Annotated in this window: 21 protein-coding genes and 2 tRNA genes; 3 read left to right on the forward strand and 20 right to left on the reverse strand. The window is 37.5% G+C overall.

Annotated elements, in window-relative coordinates:
* The first annotated feature begins 191 nt into the window (after window positions 1–191).
* From FS486_RS18020 to FS486_RS18030, 3 genes are all read left to right on the forward strand, one after another.
* Window positions 192–265: transfer RNA gene (locus FS486_RS18020), tRNA-Met, on the forward strand.
* A gap of 88 nt (window positions 266–353) precedes the next feature.
* Window positions 354–425: transfer RNA gene (locus tag FS486_RS18025), tRNA-Glu, on the forward strand.
* Window positions 426–502: 77 nt separating this feature from the next.
* Window positions 503–1,216 carry a nucleotidyltransferase domain-containing protein gene (locus FS486_RS18030; RefSeq protein WP_144513527.1) on the forward strand — a complete coding sequence of 238 codons (714 nt, stop codon included), beginning with the start codon at window positions 503–505 and terminating at the stop codon, window positions 1,214–1,216.
* 77 nt (window positions 1,217–1,293) lie between these two features.
* Here the strand turns inward: FS486_RS18030 and FS486_RS18035 are convergent, their stop codons facing one another.
* The 20 genes from FS486_RS18035 to FS486_RS18130 form a co-directional block, all read right to left on the reverse strand.
* Window positions 1,294–1,743, reverse strand: coding sequence for a DinB family protein (locus FS486_RS18035; protein ID WP_144513529.1), 450 nt, complete (start codon window positions 1,741–1,743; stop codon window positions 1,294–1,296).
* Between the two features lie 114 nt (window positions 1,744–1,857).
* Window positions 1,858–2,289 carry a S1 domain-containing RNA-binding protein gene (locus FS486_RS18040; protein WP_142540929.1) on the reverse strand — a complete coding sequence of 144 codons (432 nt, stop codon included), beginning with the start codon at window positions 2,287–2,289 and terminating at the stop codon, window positions 1,858–1,860.
* Window positions 2,290–2,426: 137 nt separating this feature from the next.
* Complete coding sequence (locus tag FS486_RS18045; protein WP_144513531.1) at window positions 2,427–2,822, reverse strand: FtsB family cell division protein; 396 nt, start codon at window positions 2,820–2,822, stop codon at window positions 2,427–2,429.
* A gap of 24 nt (window positions 2,823–2,846) precedes the next feature.
* Window positions 2,847–3,344: a spore cortex biosynthesis protein YabQ gene (yabQ, locus tag FS486_RS20740; protein WP_144513533.1), complete on the reverse strand. Its 498-nt coding sequence runs from the start codon at window positions 3,342–3,344 to the stop codon at window positions 2,847–2,849.
* A complete protein-coding gene (gene yabP, locus FS486_RS18055) occupies window positions 3,341–3,643 on the reverse strand; it encodes a sporulation protein YabP (protein WP_144513534.1) in 303 nt (100 codons plus the stop codon). Before yabP ends, yabQ begins: the two co-directional genes overlap by 4 nt.
* Window positions 3,644–3,738: 95 nt before the next feature.
* The gene (locus FS486_RS18060; RefSeq protein ID WP_144513536.1) at window positions 3,739–4,029 is read right to left on the reverse strand and encodes an RNA-binding S4 domain-containing protein; all 291 of its coding nucleotides are present in this window, start codon (window positions 4,027–4,029) and stop codon (window positions 3,739–3,741) included.
* Between the two features lie 7 nt (window positions 4,030–4,036).
* Entirely contained in the window at window positions 4,037–5,494 is a 1,458-nt protein-coding gene (gene yabN, locus FS486_RS18065; protein ID WP_144513538.1) for a bifunctional methyltransferase/pyrophosphohydrolase YabN, read from the reverse strand.
* 12 nt (window positions 5,495–5,506) lie between these two features.
* Window positions 5,507–7,117, reverse strand: a complete 1,611-nt coding sequence (locus FS486_RS18070) for a putative polysaccharide biosynthesis protein (protein WP_144513540.1) — start codon at window positions 7,115–7,117, stop codon at window positions 5,507–5,509.
* Between the two features lie 136 nt (window positions 7,118–7,253).
* Window positions 7,254–7,790 carry a stage V sporulation protein T gene (gene spoVT / locus FS486_RS18075; RefSeq protein WP_144513589.1) on the reverse strand — a complete coding sequence of 179 codons (537 nt, stop codon included), beginning with the start codon at window positions 7,788–7,790 and terminating at the stop codon, window positions 7,254–7,256.
* A gap of 86 nt (window positions 7,791–7,876) precedes the next feature.
* On the reverse strand, window positions 7,877–11,410 hold the full coding sequence (gene mfd, locus FS486_RS18080) for a transcription-repair coupling factor (RefSeq protein WP_144513542.1): 3,534 nt from the start codon (window positions 11,408–11,410) through the stop codon (window positions 7,877–7,879).
* 94 nt (window positions 11,411–11,504) lie between these two features.
* The gene (locus tag FS486_RS18085; RefSeq protein ID WP_260858152.1) at window positions 11,505–11,741 is read right to left on the reverse strand and encodes an anti-sigma-F factor Fin family protein; all 237 of its coding nucleotides are present in this window, start codon (window positions 11,739–11,741) and stop codon (window positions 11,505–11,507) included.
* Window positions 11,742–11,783: 42 nt separating this feature from the next.
* Window positions 11,784–12,347 carry an aminoacyl-tRNA hydrolase gene (pth, locus tag FS486_RS18090; RefSeq protein ID WP_144513544.1) on the reverse strand — a complete coding sequence of 188 codons (564 nt, stop codon included), beginning with the start codon at window positions 12,345–12,347 and terminating at the stop codon, window positions 11,784–11,786.
* An 82-nt stretch (window positions 12,348–12,429) separates the two neighbouring features.
* The gene (locus FS486_RS18095; protein ID WP_144513546.1) at window positions 12,430–13,035 is read right to left on the reverse strand and encodes a 50S ribosomal protein L25/general stress protein Ctc; all 606 of its coding nucleotides are present in this window, start codon (window positions 13,033–13,035) and stop codon (window positions 12,430–12,432) included.
* A gap of 201 nt (window positions 13,036–13,236) precedes the next feature.
* Window positions 13,237–14,196 (reverse strand): ribose-phosphate diphosphokinase, encoded by a 960-nt coding sequence (locus tag FS486_RS18100; protein ID WP_144513548.1) that lies wholly within the window; start codon window positions 14,194–14,196, stop codon window positions 13,237–13,239.
* A gap of 22 nt (window positions 14,197–14,218) precedes the next feature.
* Window positions 14,219–15,589, reverse strand: coding sequence for a bifunctional UDP-N-acetylglucosamine diphosphorylase/glucosamine-1-phosphate N-acetyltransferase GlmU (glmU, locus tag FS486_RS18105; protein WP_144513550.1), 1,371 nt, complete (start codon window positions 15,587–15,589; stop codon window positions 14,219–14,221).
* Window positions 15,590–15,764: 175 nt separating this feature from the next.
* Window positions 15,765–16,052 carry a septation regulator SpoVG gene (gene spoVG / locus FS486_RS18110; protein WP_144513553.1) on the reverse strand — a complete coding sequence of 96 codons (288 nt, stop codon included), beginning with the start codon at window positions 16,050–16,052 and terminating at the stop codon, window positions 15,765–15,767.
* A 401-nt stretch (window positions 16,053–16,453) separates the two neighbouring features.
* Complete coding sequence (locus FS486_RS18115; protein WP_144513555.1) at window positions 16,454–16,825, reverse strand: RidA family protein; 372 nt, start codon at window positions 16,823–16,825, stop codon at window positions 16,454–16,456.
* On the reverse strand, window positions 16,803–17,654 hold the full coding sequence (purR, locus tag FS486_RS18120; RefSeq protein ID WP_144513557.1) for a pur operon repressor: 852 nt from the start codon (window positions 17,652–17,654) through the stop codon (window positions 16,803–16,805). The genes FS486_RS18115 and purR overlap by 23 nt, the downstream gene beginning before the upstream one ends.
* Window positions 17,655–17,709: 55 nt before the next feature.
* Window positions 17,710–18,576 carry a 4-(cytidine 5'-diphospho)-2-C-methyl-D-erythritol kinase gene (gene ispE, locus FS486_RS18125; RefSeq protein WP_144513559.1) on the reverse strand — a complete coding sequence of 289 codons (867 nt, stop codon included), beginning with the start codon at window positions 18,574–18,576 and terminating at the stop codon, window positions 17,710–17,712.
* A gap of 552 nt (window positions 18,577–19,128) precedes the next feature.
* Window positions 19,129–19,302: a small, acid-soluble spore protein, alpha/beta type gene (locus tag FS486_RS18130; protein ID WP_144513561.1), complete on the reverse strand. Its 174-nt coding sequence runs from the start codon at window positions 19,300–19,302 to the stop codon at window positions 19,129–19,131.
* Window positions 19,303–19,413: the final 111 nt, after the last annotated feature.

Raw genomic sequence — 19,413 nt, forward strand, 5'->3', positions numbered from 1 at the left:
CCACATTTTCAAAATCACCAACTAGGAAAGAAAAGAGATTAGATTTTTCTCTTACACAATCAAAATTAGAGATAATAAACTACACGCTTTTTGTCAGAATAAACAATCTCTTTAATATTTTTATAAATTTTTAAAAGAAGTATTGACACTTTGACTAAACGCTTGTAATATGTAATTTGTTCGTTAAAAACGGCGGCGTAGCTCAGCTGGCTAGAGCATTCGGTTCATACCCGAAAGGTCGTGGGTTCGACTCCCTCTGCCGCCATATTTTTTTACTAGATTGCTATTTCCTCTTCACTTCTTTTATGGTAGGATATAAATGGTTAGAAAAGTAACTAAATACATATTCATATGGCCCCTTGGTCAAGCGGTTAAGACACCGCCCTTTCACGGCGGTAACACGGGTTCGAATCCCGTAGGGGTCATCTAATAAAAGCAGTTTCGAAAGTTAAACTTTTGAAGCTGCTTTTTTCATATAACAAATAATAAAGGAGCTTCCGCTATGTATCCAAATAGACTTGCACCCATCGAAGCTGCAAAACATTTTATTTCTCTTCACTTCCCTGATTGTCAGGGTGCCATTTTAGCAGGAAGCGTAATACGAGAAGAAGCGACAGATACTTCCGATTTAGACATCGTAGTGTTTAGTGAAAACATTCATTCCTCCTATAGAGAGTCTCTGATCCACGATGGTTGGCCTATCGAAGTCTTTGTTCATAATTTAACCTCTTATAAAGCTTTCTTTGAAAGTGATCGCAAAAGAGCGAGACCTTCTTTACCCAGAATGGTTGCAGAGGGCCTTGTTTTAAAAAATGAAGGAATCCTGAAAGCTATCCAAACAGAAGCAAAACAGCTATTAACCGCGGGACCTGAACCATGGACAATTGAAGTAATCAACATGAAACGCTATTTTATAACAGATGCTTTAGAAGACTTTATCGGCAGCAATAATAGATCCGAGTTATTATTTATCGCTAATACACTAGCTGAACTGATCAGTGAGTTTATTTTACGTACAAATTTTAGATGGATTGGTTCGTCAAAATGGATTATCCGTTCCTTAAAAGAGTTTGATGAAATGTTTGCAGCACAATTCATTAAAGCTTTTGATCTTTATTATTTAACTGGAAAGAAAAGTGAAGTAATTGCCATCGTCGAGGAGGTATTACAGCCTTATGGAGGTCGCTTATTTGAAGGATTTTCTTTAGGAAAATGACAAGCTATTAAGGATTGCACTTTTTCCCCCTACACACTTAAAAAGAGGCACCCAAGTGACTTTGGATGCTTCTTTTTCTATTTATCAAAGATTTGCAATCGGTGGTGATTGTCATGTTCGATAAAACTAGTAAAGTATTGGCGAATCGTTTCTTTATGCTCTCCAATATGGAAGACCTTATCCCATTCTACTTCAGCAATTGCCTCAAGCTGCTCCATGATTGATTGACGCTGTTGTTTTGCATAAGAGAGGGTTTCTTGAAATGTTTGTTCATTTGCACGGGCTGCGGCTTTTTCATTAAAGTCTTCGAAATTTGGAAATGCTTCAAGCTTTTCACCTTCTTTCATATTCGGGATCCGCTGATCCAACGTAAATCGATCCCATTCTGCTAAGTGCATGACTATCTCGTTTGGCGACCACTTACCTGTTTTATAGGGAGTATTGGCTTTGTCCTCACTTAATTTTGATAATGTATCTAACCAACTTAAATATCCTAAATGTGCTTGTCGTATTACCTCTTTTGTCATGGTTTTTCCTCCAACAGCATTTTAAATAAATTGTTGTACAAAAAAAGGTGCCAGCAAAGCTGAACACCTTTTCATCTATTAAACATTTTTTCTACCGATAAAACAGACAGCATGTTATCCTCTTTTTGCGCCTCTGCCGCCGCGCTTAGATTCTGTTGCACGCTTTAACGTAGACAAACGATCTTCACTATCCTTTAAGAATCGTGCCATTTTTTGTTCAAAATTCTCTTTACTTGGACGATCACGATCATTTGGGCGATTGTTGTTACGTGGACGCTGAGAACGTTCCGGTCTCTCTGGTCTTTCCGCTTGTGGCTTTGCTTTACGAATAGATAATCCGATTTTGCCATCCGCTTCAACATTCATCACCTTAACTTCAACAACGTCTCCAACCTTCAAATGCTCATTAATATCTTTCACATAATTATCCGCAACTTCACTAATGTGAACTAGACCTGTTGAGCCTCCTGGCAGCTCGACGAATGCTCCGAAGTTAGTGATTCCTGTTACTTTACCTTGTACCTTGCTGCCTACTTCAATTGACATAAAAAAAATGCTCCTCCTTAAAATTTAAACGACTCTTTAGCGAGTTAGTATGACTTTTTCATACCGTCCCTATCTTTATTATAGCTAACAAAAAAAGAGTGTCAATAAGACTACTCTTTTATGAGTTCATTTTTTAATTATTTCTCGTTATTTTCTGGAAGGGTAAAAATGATTTCCCCTTCCTCGGAAAGGAAATATTCTTTTCTTAATAGTTTTCCAATGTACTCATCGTCATTTAACTTGGAAATTTGAAGTTTTAGCATCTCTTGTTCTTCTTGCACTTTAGCAAGTTCCTCGGAGACTTTCTCTTTTTGCAATCTTTTTTCTTCTAATGTATTATTGCTACTTGCTAACGTAGAAGCTAAAAGACCGATTAAAACAACGGTCATTACTCCTAAAGTTGCTAAGCGTCTAAATAAACGAACCTTTTTTGCTTTTTTATGATTTTCTTGACGTTCAATAGAGCGAACATAATCTACGTTAATTGATGCAACTTGTTTCTCGGCGGAACTATTTCTTTGCTTTTCTCCCATTTCGCTCTCTCCCGTCAAAATTTCTCAATTTTTCGTGTACTTTTTATTATAACGGAAGTTTGGTTTTTTCTTAAGAGCCAAAGGCCATATTTTCTTATATAAAAAATGAAACGGTCGCACTACTGTTACAAGTATAAAAAAGATTAATCGCAAAATTTTATGGATAAGTGTTATGAATATGCGAATCACGAACCAAATTGGTTGTATGATTAAACGTAAAAAAACTCTTCCCATAAATCGAAAAATAGGCTGAAAAATCTGCTCATATAATAGTATTCCTACTAATTGTGCTAATGGATCATAAATTCTCCATATTCCATCCCGAACATTAAATAGAATGTAAAAGGTCCCTAATCCAAGGGCTATCCAAACAAATATTTCAAAAGCGATACTATACTTAAAAACAAATGTACGCCTTGGAAAACTATTCATTACAACGCGAGTCCCTTCAATTATGGCACCAATTACTATTCCACTCAATACCATTAATAAAAGGCTATAAAATTGTAGAGAGAGTGTCATCCGAATAGTTTATGAAGTAACCCTCTAGCACCGTCTAAATTCTGCTCCTCGTCGTACTGTATTGCTTTAACTACCCCTTCCAGAGTCAGTAGTCCTTTATCTACATCCAAATGGACAATTTTCAGCTCTTCTCCTTTAATGAGAAGTAAACCTTGCGATGTTCTTACATAAAATTCTTGTTGGTCAAATCGTTCAATTGCTTTTACAGAAGTTAAATCCATTCTTTTTCGATTTCTTAGCGAAATTACATGGTCCCCCGATGGAATAGTTATTGTTTGGTTTTCTGCTTGAAATTGCATATCCTCTCTCCTCTCTTGTCCTAATTTCATTGTATGCACATAAAAAAAAAGCATGACAAATGCGTCACGCTTTTTTTCTTATTTTGTATGAGTTATTAATCTTCATCATCTATAAACGCTGGGTCTACCTTTTCTAGTCGTTCCTCTTTAATAATAGTGAACATTGATGCAGCATCCTCTTTTTTAGCAGAGTCTTTTACCGCATCGACGGAAGCCGTTACTACCTTTTGTCCAAAACGGATAGATAGCTCGTCTCCCGCTTTTACATCTGAGCTGGCTTTTGCTACTTTCCCATTAATCGTAATTCGTCCTTGATCTGCCACTTCTTTTGCAAGTGTTCTGCGTTTAATCAATCTTGAAACTTTTAAAAATTTGTCTAATCTCATCTCCACACTACCTTTCTAATTTCTTTGCTTCTTTCCAGAATGCATCAAGTTCCCCTAAGTCATAGTCAGAAAAACTTCCTTTGCCATTTTTAACGCTAGACTCAATAAATTGAAAACGTCTCTTAAACTTTTCATTTGCTTGTATCATTGCCTGCTCCGGAGATAGCCCATAAAAACGTGCTAAATTTACGATTGTAAATAATACGTCCCCCAGTTCATCTACTTGAGTATCTTTGGTATCTGTTTGTAATTCTACTTTCCATTCTTCTAACTCTTCTTCAAACTTTTCCCACGCCCCTGAAACATCTGGCCAATCGAAACCAACTTTGGCTACTTTCTTTTGGTAATTGAAAGAAGTAAGCAAGGAGGAATCCGAGCGTAATTCTCCATCTAGTAATGACTCTGGATGCTCTGTTTTCTCTTCGGCTTTTATTTGTTGCCAGTTACGAAGCACGTCTTCTGAACTATTTGCTATCGCATCCCCGAACACATGTGGATGTCTACGAATCATTTTGTCTGAAACAGAGTTTAATACATCTTCCATGCTAAAGTATCCATTATCCTCTCCAATTTGAGCATGTAAAAATACTTGTAAGAGTACATCTCCGAGCTCTTCCACGATATGATCATCATCTTCTTCATCTATTGCTTGAAGTAGTTCATAAACCTCTTCCACTGCATACCGTTTTAATGTTGTATGTGTTTGTTCCTGATCCCATGGACAACCATTTGGACCTCTTAAATCCGCTACAATTTGACGAAGAGTTTGCCACTCTTTTAAACGTTTTTCCCTATCTCGTATTGGCGGCACGTATAATGTCGTTAAATTGTCTAGTTCCATAACGTGATCAAGCTCATATAAAGGTACTCTTGTTAGTTTTTCTTTTGCTGAACCTGCAGCTGTTACAATTGTCACTTCATACTCATCAGGATACTTCTCCATAAGCGTTAATTTAACTTCCGACGCGCTAAATGCATCGTATACTTGTCCGATCAGTAAATGCGAACCCATTTGAACGTCATCCCGCTTAAAACTTGTACCATCTAACAATTGAAAACCTTCAATCGGGTCAATTCGTAGGGCAGCAAATATTGGATCTAAAAAGCTTTGTCCACCTTCGATACGAATGTTGACTCGACCTTGACGTTCTGCTTCGATTAGCAGCTGTACTGTTTGTTCTGCAACTAATGGATGTCCGGGTACTGCATATACAAGAGGGGCTTCACTAGAAATCTCCAGAAGCGTCTGTACAATTTCCTCATATACTGCTTCAAATCGATCATTTTTTTCGTAGATAGTATCAAAGCTCGTCCAAGTAACGCCTTCCGTTTTTAGCTCTTGCAACACCGGATGCTGCTCTGTCCGTACAAATAAATGTTGCGTTGCTTTTAGTTTTCTATAAATACCTAGCGGCAATTGCTCTAAATCACCTGCACCAAGTCCAATAATTGTAATTTCATTCATCTGCTCACGACCTTACTTTACTTTATTCAGCCAAAGTTGATAGGTAGCCATCCTTCTCCCAAACGGTAACAAAAACCACTCTTTTTCTGCAATGACACGTTTCCTCGCCAAACTCACTATAAATATAATTGCCCCTAGCATGACCGCACTCAACGAAATGACAACTGACTGCATCCGCTCAGGTAACCAGTCAAATAAGATAGTATCGGCAACTAAACTATAAATAGTTACACAAGCGACCATTGTTATAGAGGAAATTGCAATTCCTTTGTAAAAGGCGATAGGAGCAAAACGGATTTTCCAACTCTTTTTAAAATAATAAAACATCAAACCGAAAACGAATATTAAACTAATATTTCCAGCCACTGCCGATCCCAATACTCCATAAGCTGGTATAAGCATACCATTTAATAGCCACTTGCTGCATACTCCCAGAATTAAAAACAATGTCGGAACTTTTACTTTCCCGCTCCCCTGCAACATAGCCATTAAAGTTAATATTAAGGACATCCATACAATTTGAACTGAAAATACCATTAACGTAAATGACTCATCTCTTGTTTGAAAAAGCATCTCATTTACAAAGGGAAGTACGACAATGAGGCCTAGTGCCGCAGCTATACTAAATGTAAACGCTACTCGAAACGTTAATTGCATAAAAGGGATTGCAGTTCTTCCTGTTTCTTTGTTCATCCGATTGGCTACGAGAGGTACAATTGCCAAAGATAACGTAGAGGCAATTACTATTCCTAGTTGTACAAGCGGTTGACCTCGATCATAAATACCTTTTTTCTCCATTGCCGCCTGCTTTTCCATGCCATTTTCCAGAAGCAGTTGAAAAACAGTAAATGAATCAACTAACTGTAACAATAAAAATAATAATGCACTTATACTCGCACTAATACTAATTATCGTTAAATCCTTTACAATAGGCCAGAGAGATATACCTTCTATTTTATTTTTCGTATTTTTTTGACGTAGCGTTCTCCAATAGAGATAGGATAAAAATAATACCCCCGCAAATTCACCAACTACTGCTCCATACATCGCCGTACTTCCAGCTTTATATAAGTCAACACTTTGGGATACAACAATCCAAGTACCAACTAATATAACGGATACTCGTACTACCTGCTCTACTATTTGGGCATAAGCAACCGGCCCCATACGGCCAACTGATTGAAACTCTCCTTTTAGTACAGCAAGCATTGGCATTAGCAAAATGACATAAGACCCAGCTCTTAATAAGCGAGCAAGATTTGGGTCACCCATTGCTTCCGCTAAAAATCCTGAACCAAAAAACAAAAGTATAAAAAATAAAATCGATAGAATTGCAATATATATAAAAGCAATTTTCCGTACTTGGGGTATCACATATTCTTTTCCAGAAGCTTTATAATCTGAAAGTATTTTAGACAATGCCACAGCAAAGCCATAGGAAGTCCAAGTCGTAATAATACCGATAAACGGATAAACTTGTTGATAAATATAAAAGCCTTCATCCCCCACTAAATTTTGAAAAGGAACACGATATACCGCGCTTAACAGTTTTACAATTATAGCGGCAATGGTCAGCATCGCTGCTCCTTTCATATAGGTCTTCATATTCCAATCATTGCTCATATTATAATCCTTCTCCCATCAACAATGCATTTATTATACAATACAGATGGAGAAGCGCCTATTATGGAAGGTCCACAAAGTTTTACTCTCGCTTAAACAAAAAAAGTCTCCCTCTTTAAAAAAGAGGAAGACTTTTTTAACTTTCCATTTGTTTCGCTAAGAAATTTGCAGCAGTTTCGATTGCTTTGAGTTCTGCTTCCCCGATAAAGTGAACTTTAGAGATTAAAAATACTGCTCCAATTGGGTCTCCAGACGCAATTATAGGTGCAATACAATAAGATTTCACTGTTTCAAAAACTCCGGGAACCCATTCCACTGAGTTTTCGTGTTTTTCCATAACAACAGTTCGCTTACTGACTATTTCTTCAACATCTGGACTCAATCTACGATTTAAATAATCTTTTTTCGATAGGCCTGCAGCTGCAATCATTTCGTCACGGTCACTTATTAGGACGGGGGTTCCTAGCGTTTCGTATAAAGTCTCAGCATAGTCTTTTGCAAAACTTCCAAGCTCATTAATAGGAGAATATTTCTTTAAAATTACTTCTCCTTCTCTATCCGTAAAAATCTCCAGAGGATCTCCTTCTCGGATGCGTAGTGTTCGGCGTATTTCTTTCGGAATAACAACTCTACCTAAATCATCAATACGACGTACAATGCCAGTTGCTTTCATGTAATTTGCCTCACTTTCGACAGATTGGAAACTAAAGTTCATTTCTGCCATAGTATGCATCACATTACCAAAAAATATGCAAAATGCTATTTAGCTTCTGCTATTTCTTTTTTTGCTTCCGGCAATAAACTCATCATTTCCTCTAATACATCAAATGGATTAAACTTATTAGTTTTTCGTTCATCAATTGTAATGACAAGTTGACCATGGTCCATAGTAAACCCTACGGCTCGACCATACTTCATAGACTTCTCGACAAGTAACGCACCATTTATATTTTGTGTACCTTCTTCACTAAAGCGTACCGATACAACTTTATTTACCTCTTTAATCGATTCTACTCCGACAGATTTTCCCCATACTTTCATACGGGCGATGCGTAGTAATTTTTCTGCTTCGAGTGGTAAATCACCAAAACGATCTTGCAACTCATCCACGAGGTCCAAATATTCTTCTTCTTTTTCCATACCCTTCACACGTTTATACATCTGTATCTTTTGATAGCCATCAGGAATATATTCATCTGAAATATAAGCATCTGTAGATAAGGCAATCTCTAAATCCTGTATATCCTCTTTTTTAGTTCCTGTCCGTTTTTCTTCTATTGCTTCCTCTAACATTTGTGTATACAGATCGAAACCGACCGAATCTATAAACCCATGTTGCTGGGATCCTAGTAGATTACCCGCCCCGCGGATAGAAAGATCACGCATGGCAATCTTAAATCCTGAACCAAGCTCTGTAAACTCTTTTATGGCTTGTAACCTTTTTTCCGCCACATCCGTTAAAACTTTATCTCTTTGATGCATCAAATAGGCATAGGCTACACGATTAGAACGTCCTACGCGTCCACGTAATTGATACAATTGAGACAGTCCCATTTTATCTGCATCGTGGATAATAAGAGTATTTACATTCGGTATGTCGATACCCGTTTCAATAATTGTTGTGGTGACTAATACATCATATTCGCCTTCTAAAAAGCTAATAATCACAGATTCAAGTTCTGTTTCAGACATTTGCCCATGTGCAAATCCAACCCTTGCACTTGGAACAAGCATCTGTATTTCATCCACTTTTCTAGTGATATCTTCTACTCGATTATACAAATAAAATGCTTGTCCGCCCCTCGCTAGTTCTCTTTCAATCGCTTCTCGGACAAGTGCACCATTAAACTCCATTACATACGTTTGTACGGGAAAACGATTTTTAGGGGGTGTCTCGATCACGGACAAGTCACGCACTCCTATCATAGACATATGTAATGTACGTGGAATTGGTGTCGCTGTAAGCGTGATTACATCTACATTGGTTTTTAACTGCTTTATCTTTTCTTTATGCTTTACACCGAAACGTTGCTCTTCATCGACAACCAAAAGTCCTAAGTCATGATATACAACGTCCTTTGATAAGATTCGATGAGTTCCCACCACAACGTCAACCATGCCTTTTTTCAACCCATTTAACGTTTCTGCTTGTTGTTTCTTCGTACGGAAACGGCTTAGTAGGCCCACCTCAATCGGAAAGTCTTGAAAGCGCTCTAACATCGTTTCATAATGCTGTTGAGCAAGAATAGTCGTTGGACATAGAAAGGCTACTTGTTTTCCTTCCATAACTGCTTTAAAAGCAGCTCGAATAGCGACTTCTGTTTTTCCATAGCCTACGTCTCCGCATACTAAGCGATCCATTGGACGTGCTTTTTCCATATCTTGTTTTACTTCATGGATCGTTCGAAGTTGATCATCCGTCTCCTCATATGGAAAGGCAGCCTCAAACGATTGTTGCATTTCTCCATCAGGCTCAAATGCATAACCGACTTCTGCTTCTCGTTTTGCATATAGCTTTATTAACTCATCTGCAATGTCTTGAACTGCTGCAGATACTTTTGTTTTTGTTTTCTTCCAGTCTGTTCCGCCTAACTTATGAAGCTTTGGATCCTTTTCTCCAGAGGCAACATATTTTTGGATAAGGTCAATTTGGTCAACTGGAACAAAAAGCTTATCCTCCCCACGATAGCGAATATGCAAATAGTCTTTATGAACTCCGTTAACAAGAAGTGTTTCTATTCCGATATATTTCCCTATCCCGTGATGTATATGTACAACATTATCTCCAGGTTTAATTTCAGAATAGCTTTTAATTCTTTCTGCATTCGATATTTTTTGTGCTCTTGCTTTTTTCTTATGCTTTTGTTTGAATAGTTCTGCTTCTGTAATGATAGCAATCCTTTGAAGGGGTAGCTCAAAACCTGCATCCAAATCGCCTTCCACGATAAAGATACCGTGACTTTGTAAGTCTTCTGAAGTTGCACCAATCTTTGAAACTATTTCATAATCTTCTAAAACAGTATGGATTTTTTGTACACGATCTTTTCCATCTGCTAATATAACAACACGGAATCTCCCTTGTGTAAAGCGCTCTATCTCATTTTTCAATAAATGCATTTGTCCATGAAAATTTTGCATCGGTTTACAGGATAATGTAATATTTTTTTTAATCGATATTCCTGAAAACGTTCTTGAAAATAAAGAGAAATAAATTTTTTCATGTGGAAGCATTTTTATAATTTCTTTTAAATTATAAGAAGGCTTTACATCGTGAACAGTCTTCCCTTCCTCCAATAATGCTAAAAACCAATCATTTTCTTCTCTTTCTAACGTCTCTGTTACTTCTTGAATCCTTCCAAGCTCGTCAAATAACACCATTCCATCTTGATTGAAAAAGTTTCCTAAAAAACTGTTATCCTCATCCAATAGGGATACATACTTCATAAACTCTTTCGGCTGCTCACCTTGTTTTAGAAGTTCGATATCATGCTGGATATTTTGATAAAATTGATCTTTCATTTCTGGTAATTTAACTTTTTTTAAACTTTCTGCTAAGGAAGCTTCTAATTTTTGAGCCAGTACCGTTTTTTTACTTTTCGTTAGAACATACTCAGTTGCTGGCAATATTCGAATTTCTGTTAATTTCTCTAAAGAGCGCTGATCTTCTGCGGAGAACGAACGAATTGAATCTACTTCTGTATCAAATAACTCCATACGAATGGGATTATCTAAATATAGCGGATAAATATCAACAATACCGCCCCTTAATGCAAATTCTCCAGGGGTAGTAACCATAGGCTGTCGAACGTACCCCATATCCACTAAATTTTGCAGAAACGTTTCTAAAACTATTTCTTCGCCCTCTACGACCGAAATTGTACTCTTCTGCCAGTCCTTAACACTTGGCATATGCTTTTTAAGCCCTGCAATCGGTATAATATAAATACCATTTTTTTTCGTTAACATATGATCTAATGTTTCAAGTCGTTGCGCACGAAGTTCTGGACTTGTTATTGATATATCCGCAGCTATAAGCTCATCTGCAGGATAAAGCTTTACTAAATCATTCCCTACTAATTTTACTAAGTCCTCCGTTAGTTTCTGAGCATGCAGTAAATTAGGAGTAACGATAAGTACCGCTTTTTTGCGAGCTGTATATAACATCTTAGTGAATACAGCACGAGCACTTGAAGTGAGTCCCGTTATTAACTGCTGGTCATTTCCACTCTCTAATTCTTTCACTAGTTTTTGAATATGTGTATCTTCGATTAATAAGTTGCTTAAAAGTTCCATTTCAACCCTCCCTATTCTACAAAGGAATTATTCTTTTTTCATAGTTACAAAAAACAGAAAAGGCTTTGTGCACGAAAATCGTGCCAAAGCATCTTTACTGTATCCATTTTTTTAATGCATAGTAATTAGGAAACTTTTCAAGTGAGTTCTGACACTCTTCACATATACACTGTACCGTGTAATTTCCTTCATCCCCATTTTTAATATATATATGTTGTTCTTCAGGCGTTATTTCATGTTTACTTAGAAACTGATCGTCAATACTATCTAATGGCAATTGACCAATTTCGGTTTCACAATGGCGACATTTATAATGAATTGGCATAGCCATGAAAACCTCCTTTTTAGGAAGTATAGGCCTTTTCATCAAATTTTATGCACCATTGAAAGTATTCATCACTTCTAAAAAGTTTTTCGTCAACCAATCTTCACAAGCATCTGCACTTTTTTTCACTGCTGCTTCCATTTCCGCTATTTCTTCATCGCTAAATCGCGATAAGACATAATCAGGTACTTTCATCCCATTTTTTGGACGATCGATTCCAATCCGAATTCGATTGAACTCTTGAGTTCCAAGATGTTGAATAATCGATTTAATGCCGTTATGTCCTCCAGCACTTCCTTTTTGACGAAGTCGTAGCTTTCCTACTTGTAGATCTAGATCATCATAAATAACAACAATGTCTTCATCTTCAACCTCAAAATAATCCATCATTGGGACGATACATTCACCAGATAAATTCATATACGTCAAAGGTTTTAATAGCATCACTTTTTCTGTACCTACATATGTGATGCCATACATTCCATTAAACTTTGACTGTGTGAGCGGCACACTTAATCGATTGGCAAGCTCGTCTATTACGTGAAATCCAATATTATGTCTTGTCGCGTCATATTGCTTTCCCGGATTTCCTAGACCAACAATAATTTTCATTCATTTCCATTCCTTTAATACGTATTTCCTTTATTTTATCATAAACAAAAGAGATTGCCTTAAGACAATCCCTTTTGTTTAATTATTCTTCTGTTTCTGCCTCGCCAGTTGTTTCTTCAGCATCATCTGTTTCCTCTGTTTCAACTTCTGCTCGAGGTGCCGATACAGTGAATAATGTGTAATCATCTTCGTTTGTAATAGCATAATCCAATTTGCCTCGGATATCTGCAACTGTTAGCGTATCACCAATTGCCATTTCCGAAACATCTACATCTATCCCTTCAGGAATATTGGATGGTTTGACGGTAATCGTCATTTCCCTGTTTGGCTGTTGTAGCAATCCGCCTTCTGAAACACCCACTGAATTTCCGATTGCATTTACTAAAACATTTACTTCTAATTCTTCTTGCATATTAATCGCTAAAAAATCCGCATGAATCATTTGACCTTTTAATATATTCATTTGATAATCACTCAACACAACGTTAACAGTTTTACCATCTACTTCTAACTTCATGACTCCATTGCGGCCAACTTCGCGAATTGTTTTAGATAAGTTTTTTTCCTCTACAGCAATTGCTTGAGAATCCATTTGATAACCATAAACAACCGCTGGAATATAACCATTCTTTCTTAACTTGGCGTTCTCTTTTTGTTCCCTTACTTTTGCTTTAACGATTGTACTCATCTATTTCTCATCCTCCCGATAGTTTCTATAGCTATGTATACCCACCATCAGTAGTTTTCAAACATTTTAAAATCTTTGTTAGCTTATATTACATCGTGTAAGTATAAGTTAGCTGGTAGTTGCAGACCACTTAATAAGGTTTATAAGGCTTTAACGCAATTCAGCAGGTGCATATGCACCTGCTGAATTTATTGATTATGATCAATCGAACAACGTGCTAACCGATTTTTCCTCGAAAACACGGACAATAGCATCGCCTAATAATTTTGCTACTGATAATTCTTTAATTTTTGGTGATGATTTTTCCTCTGGTAATTGAATTGAGTTGGTAATAACCAATTCTTTAATAACAGAGTTATCAATACGTTCAATAGCTGGTCCAGATAATACCGGATGGGTACAGCAAGCGTATACTTCTTTTGCACCGCTTTCCATTAAAGCTTGTGCTGCAATTGAAATAGTACCAGCAGTATCGATAATATCATCGATTAATATTGCAGTTTTACCTTCTACGTTACCTACAATATTCATTACTTCTGCTACGTTTGGACGTGGACGACGTTTATCGATAATGGCAATCGGAGCTTTTAAACGATCCGCCATTTTACGTGCGCGTGTTACCCCACCATGGTCAGGTGATACGATAACCACCTCGGAAGGATCAATGTCTTTACTTAAGAAATAATCCGACAAAATCGGAACCGCAACTAAATGATCAATTGGAATATCAAAGAATCCTTGAATTTGAGGAGCATGTAGATCAAGTACGATTGCTCGTGTTGCACCCGCAGTCGTTAACAAATTAGCTACAAGTTTCGCTGTAATTGGTTCACGTGCACGAGCTTTTCTATCTTGGCGAGCATATCCGTAATAAGGAAGTACAACACTTACTGTACGAGCCGAAGCACGTTTTACAGCATCTAGCATAATTAATAACTCCATAATGTGCTCATTGACAGGTCCTGAAGTTGATTGAACGATAAATACGTCACATCCACGAATACTTTCATCGATATTGATTTGGACTTCTCCGTCGCTGAATCTAGTAACAGTGCTTTTTCCTAGTGGAACTCCTACTTCTTTCGCGATTTCTTCGGCTAATTGTTTATTGGAATTTAGTGTAAATATTTTCAACTTCGAGTCTGCATATTGAGATGACATGGTAATCCTCCTGAATAGTGGGTTATTTTAGTTTAAGTTTTTTAACGTAACCTTCTTTGTTTTCTTGGCGAGCACGACCGATTGCTAGCGCTTCACCAGGTACATCTTTTGTGATGGTCGATCCTGCAGCTACATATGCTTTATTGCCAATCGTAACAGGTGCTATTAAATTGGAATTGCAGCCAACAAAGGCATCGTCTTCGATTGTCGTTATAAATTTATTTTTTCCATCATAATTTACCGTAATCGTTCCACATCCGATATTAACATTTGTACCTATCGAAGCGTCTCCCATATAGCTTAAATGAGAAATTTTACTACCATTACCTACCTTCGACTTCTTCACTTCAACAAAGTTACCAATCTTCACGTCATTTCCAACTTCTGTTTGCGGGCGAATGTGAGCAAAAGGTCCAATTGCCGTATGATCTCCTACTTCACTAGTTAATATAACGGAAGAATGGATAGTTGTTCCACTCCCGATAATACTTGAAACAATATGGCTGTTTGGCCCAATCGTACATCGTTCACCAATAGTAGTTTTGCCTTCGATCATGACACCAGGTTGAATAACCGTGTCCGAACCAATTACAGCATCACTACTAATGTATGTATTTTGAGGGTCAATAATTGTTACACCTTCGCGCATGTGATGATGTGCAATACGAGATCTCATAATCTGTTCTGCTTGGGAAAGTGCGATTCGATCATTTACACCAAGAATTTCATCAAAGTCTTTTGCTGCAAATGCAGAAATAACTTCTCCTTCTTTTTGTAAGATCTCGATTACATCTGGCAAGTAGTATTCCCCTTGTGCATTTTCATTTTTCACTAATTTTAAAGACTTGAATAATGCCGCGTTGTCAAAACAATAGGTTCCCGAGTTAATCTCGTTTACACGCTGTTCCTCAACAGATGCATCTTTTTGTTCTACGATGCTTTTTACGCTTCCGTCTTTCGAACGAATAATTCGACCATATCCAGTTGGATCATCCGCTAGTGCAGTTAAAATAGTTGCTTTAGCACCTGTTTGTTCATGATGTTTTAATAGGTCGCTCATTGTTTCAGCAGTTATAAGTGGAGTGTCCCCGCAAATAACTATGGTAGTTCCGGAAAGATTTGCAAGCGAGGCTTCCGCCTGTAATACTGCATGTGCTGTACCTAACTGCTCCTCTTGAAGAGCATATTCACTTCTATCTCCTAGTTCGCTTTGAACAATTTCAGCACCATGTCCTACAACTGTTACGATTTTCTCAACGCCTAATTGCTCCATGTTTTCTACGACATGTTCAACCATTGGCTTACCACAAACAGGATGTAGCACTTTATATAGACTAGACTTCATACGAGTTCCTTTACCAGCTGCTAATACAACCGCAAAAGTATTTGTCATTTTCCGATTTCCCTCCAATGGGCTAATTTCCTCTTTTGACTATAGCGGAAATGGAGTGATTTTTCAAGGAAATATCTCTTGACAAATACATGACAAAACAAGTATTATAGATAATTTTCTTGCACAAAAAAACCATCTCTGTAATAGAAATGGTTTTGCTTCGTATTTTTTTCTCTTACATACTTGCTTCCGTTAAAATTTCCTCTGTTTCACCGCTTAAATGGTAAGCATATAATACCGCATCTTGAATTTTTGTTCTTGTTCCAGAATTTATTGGATGTGCGATATCTCTAAACTCTCCTTCTGGGGTTCTTTTACTTGGCATCGCCACAAATAACCCTGTATTTCCATCTATCACTCGTATATCATGCACAACAAACTCGTTGTCCAATGTAATGGAAGCGATAGCCCGCATTCGTCCATCTGTGAGTACTTTACGTAATCTTACGTCAGTGACTTCCATTTTATGACCACTCCTTTTCCTAGTTGCATAAATCTATCTCAATTATTATTCCACAAGAATTTCAATTCTCCTTCTTTTCTATAAGAATATTTTTAATATTAGAAAATCATAGTTTAATAATACTTTTTTTTACAGTTTACTAAGATAGATGTTTGTTATAAATTTTCCTTCTAGGGCATATATTTAGGTCAATATGTGAAGCCATACATCGGGATAGTGCGTCTTAGTAAGTTTCAGCTAGGATTTGCGTTGCAATCGGGCGCTTTCCGCGGGGTGAGCGTCCGCAAGCAGAGAAAAACATAGCGGGTGCTAGTCGATAGTTTAATAGTTTATGGATACAAAAAAAGCATGTTTTCAATGAAAACATACTTTTAAGTAAAAATAACGAGATAAATATAAGTTTATACTGTTGCGATAACTTCGATTTCAACTTTTACGTCTTTTGGTAGTCTCGCTACTTCGACCGCAGAACGCGCTGGTTTATGCCCTGCAAAATGTTTTTCATAAGCTTCATTAAATTCCGCAAAGTCGTTCATATCTTTTAAAAAGACGAGCGTTTTCACTACTTTTGATAAGGAAGAACCTGCTTCTGTCAGCACTGCATCCAAATTAGCAAAAACTTGTGCCGTCTGATCTGTAATAGAGCCCTCCACTACTTCCCCTTGTGGAGTTAATGGGATTTGACCTGAGCTGTAAAACATCCCATTTACTATTACGCCTTGTACGTAAGGACCGATTGCAGCTGGAGCATTAGTTGTTGATACTGATTTCATCTGAATTTCCACCTTTCTCAAAATAGTTTCCTTCGGTTAACGCTATTGTACCATTTTTTTCATTTACTTCATGCAATTTTACAAGAGATAGGTGGTCTTGAACAAGCTGTTCCCCTTCATGTTCTGCTTCGACCAGTACAGCAATACCTGCAAGTTCACAATTGAATTCTTCAAGTAGGCTTTTCATGCCATTAATCGTTCCTCCGACTTTCATGAAATCATCTGTGATGAGTACTCGTTGGCCTTTCTCCATACTTCTTTTTGATAGAACCATTGTTTGAATACGTCTAGCAGATCCAGACACGTAATTAATACTTACAGTGGGACCTTCTGTTACTTTACTGTCTCTACGAACTACTACTACCGGTACATTTAGGTGCCTTGCAATAGCATGTGCAATAGGTATTCCTTTTGTGGCAACCGTCATAATAGCATCTATTTTTTCATTGGCAAATGCCGACGCAAACACTTTTCCAACTTTATTCATCAAGGAAGGATCACCAAGCAAGTCTGTCATATACAAATAACCACCAGGTAGTAACCGTTCTGCTTTGGAAAGTTGGTCCATAAGGTCTTTCGCTACTGCTTTTACATCTTTCGTGGTCATTGTAGGGATAAACTTTACACCACCCGCTGCCCCCGGTACCGTGACAAGTAATCCTTTCCCTCTTTCTTCAAACGTTTCTTTTACAATCGTTAAATCCTCACTAATAGAAGATTTAGCTGATTCATATAAAGTAGCAAAGAACGTTAAGGGAATTAACTTATGAGGATGCTCCATTAAATATTGTGTCATGTCGACAAGTCTTTCGCTTCTTTTCCATTTCATACAATCACCTCCAAATCCGAATGTTTTATAGAAAACTTATCACAATCATCCGCGTTTAGGCAAGTGTATCTCTATCACCGATTAATCTAACAGCATACACTTCATCACAAAAACCTCGAAGTCCGTTATATACTCTTTGAACTCTCGATTCTTGATTTACTAGCCCAAATACAGTTGGGCCACTACCGCTCATCAGTACAGCATCTGCTCCGAACTTCTGCATTTGTTCTTTTAATCCAGCAACCTCTGGATATAAATTCAATGTAACTTCCTCAAGCACATTCCCTACAGAAGCACACATCAGATCGAAATCTTTTTCCTGAATGGCTTGGATCATTTGCTTTGTATCCGGGTGCGAGATTTGACTAATCTTTAAATTGCCGTAAATATCAGCTGTAGATACTCCAAGTGTAGGTTTTGCAAGTATGACCCAACAATTTGGAGGAGACGGTAGTTCAAGAATCTTTTCTCCTCTACCTGTTGCTAGTGCAGTACCCCCGTATACACAAAAGGCAACATCTGAACCTATTTTTGTGCCAATTTGGGCAAGCTCATCTAAGGTAAGTCCTAAATTCCATATAGTGTTCAATCCTCTTAAAGTTGCTGCGGCATCACTGCTTCCACCTGCTAAACCAGCAGCCACCGGAATACTTTTTTCAATCTTGATCGAGACACCATGTTTTACATGGTACATGTCCTTTAGTATCTTTGCAGCCTGATACGCTAGGTTCCGATGATCATTAGGAACAAAGCGGTCGACAGATAGAATATGTATAGCCCCGTCTTCTCTAGTTTCTAATCCAATGCGGTCTGCTAAATCAACAGTCGTCATAATCATTTCGACTTCATGGTAGCCGTCTGGACGTTTATGTAATACATCAAGTGTTAAATTTATTTTGGCAGGTGCTTTTACATAGTACATCCCATCTGCTCCTTTTCCAACATATATTGTCCCCTATTTTACCACATTATATAAGAAATGCGGAAGCGCTCATCTGTCCGTCACCCTTCTACAACTTTAGGAACGGTTTTTGTACATGTTTGTATAATGGAGAAGATACTTCCACATCCATTGAGTAAGCTCTGTTAGATGCAATTTCCTTCGCTATTTCGCTTCTTCATTTGGTAAATGTGGCTACCTTGCCAGATAAGGAGAAGACAAATGAGCCATCACATCGAATGCGTAAGTCGTTGTGGTGCCTCTCCATTTCTGGAAGGAGGCTAACAGGTTGTGTGTCATGCCTTCGTTGCCGCAAGATGCGGCGGTCTTAGATAGCCATCCATACAATTTGGTGCTCTTTGCCTTTGTACCCTATCTGAAACGGAAATTAGCATTAGTATTTTTTCTATTAAGTACTTTCCTATTCATAAAAAAAGAAAAGACGGATTACCCGCCTCTTCTTTTGCTAAGTGTTTATTAATTTTTGGATTTCGTTTGCTTACTGGTTTAGACCAGTGTGGTAATGTACAGCACTTACTTTGGTGACTTCATTTGTTGTTCAGCCATTTCGATTGCGCGCTTTACCATATTACCAGCATCACGTGATTTTATTCCACCCCAGCCCTCGGTTTTGACTACATCATAAAATCCAAGATCCTTTGCTATCTCTTCTTTTAATTCTTTAGACATAATACCTTTTCTAGCCATATGGTGAATCCTCCTTATAAACAAGTAGCTTTTTTAGTATGTCCTGAAAATAAGAAAAAACCCCTTTTCGTTCAAAAGAAAAGGGGTTTTTGAAAATATAAAAAATAAACA

The organism is Bacillus sp. FJAT-22090, from assembly GCF_007676755.1.
GTDB lineage: Bacteria > Bacillota > Bacilli > Bacillales_A > Planococcaceae > Psychrobacillus.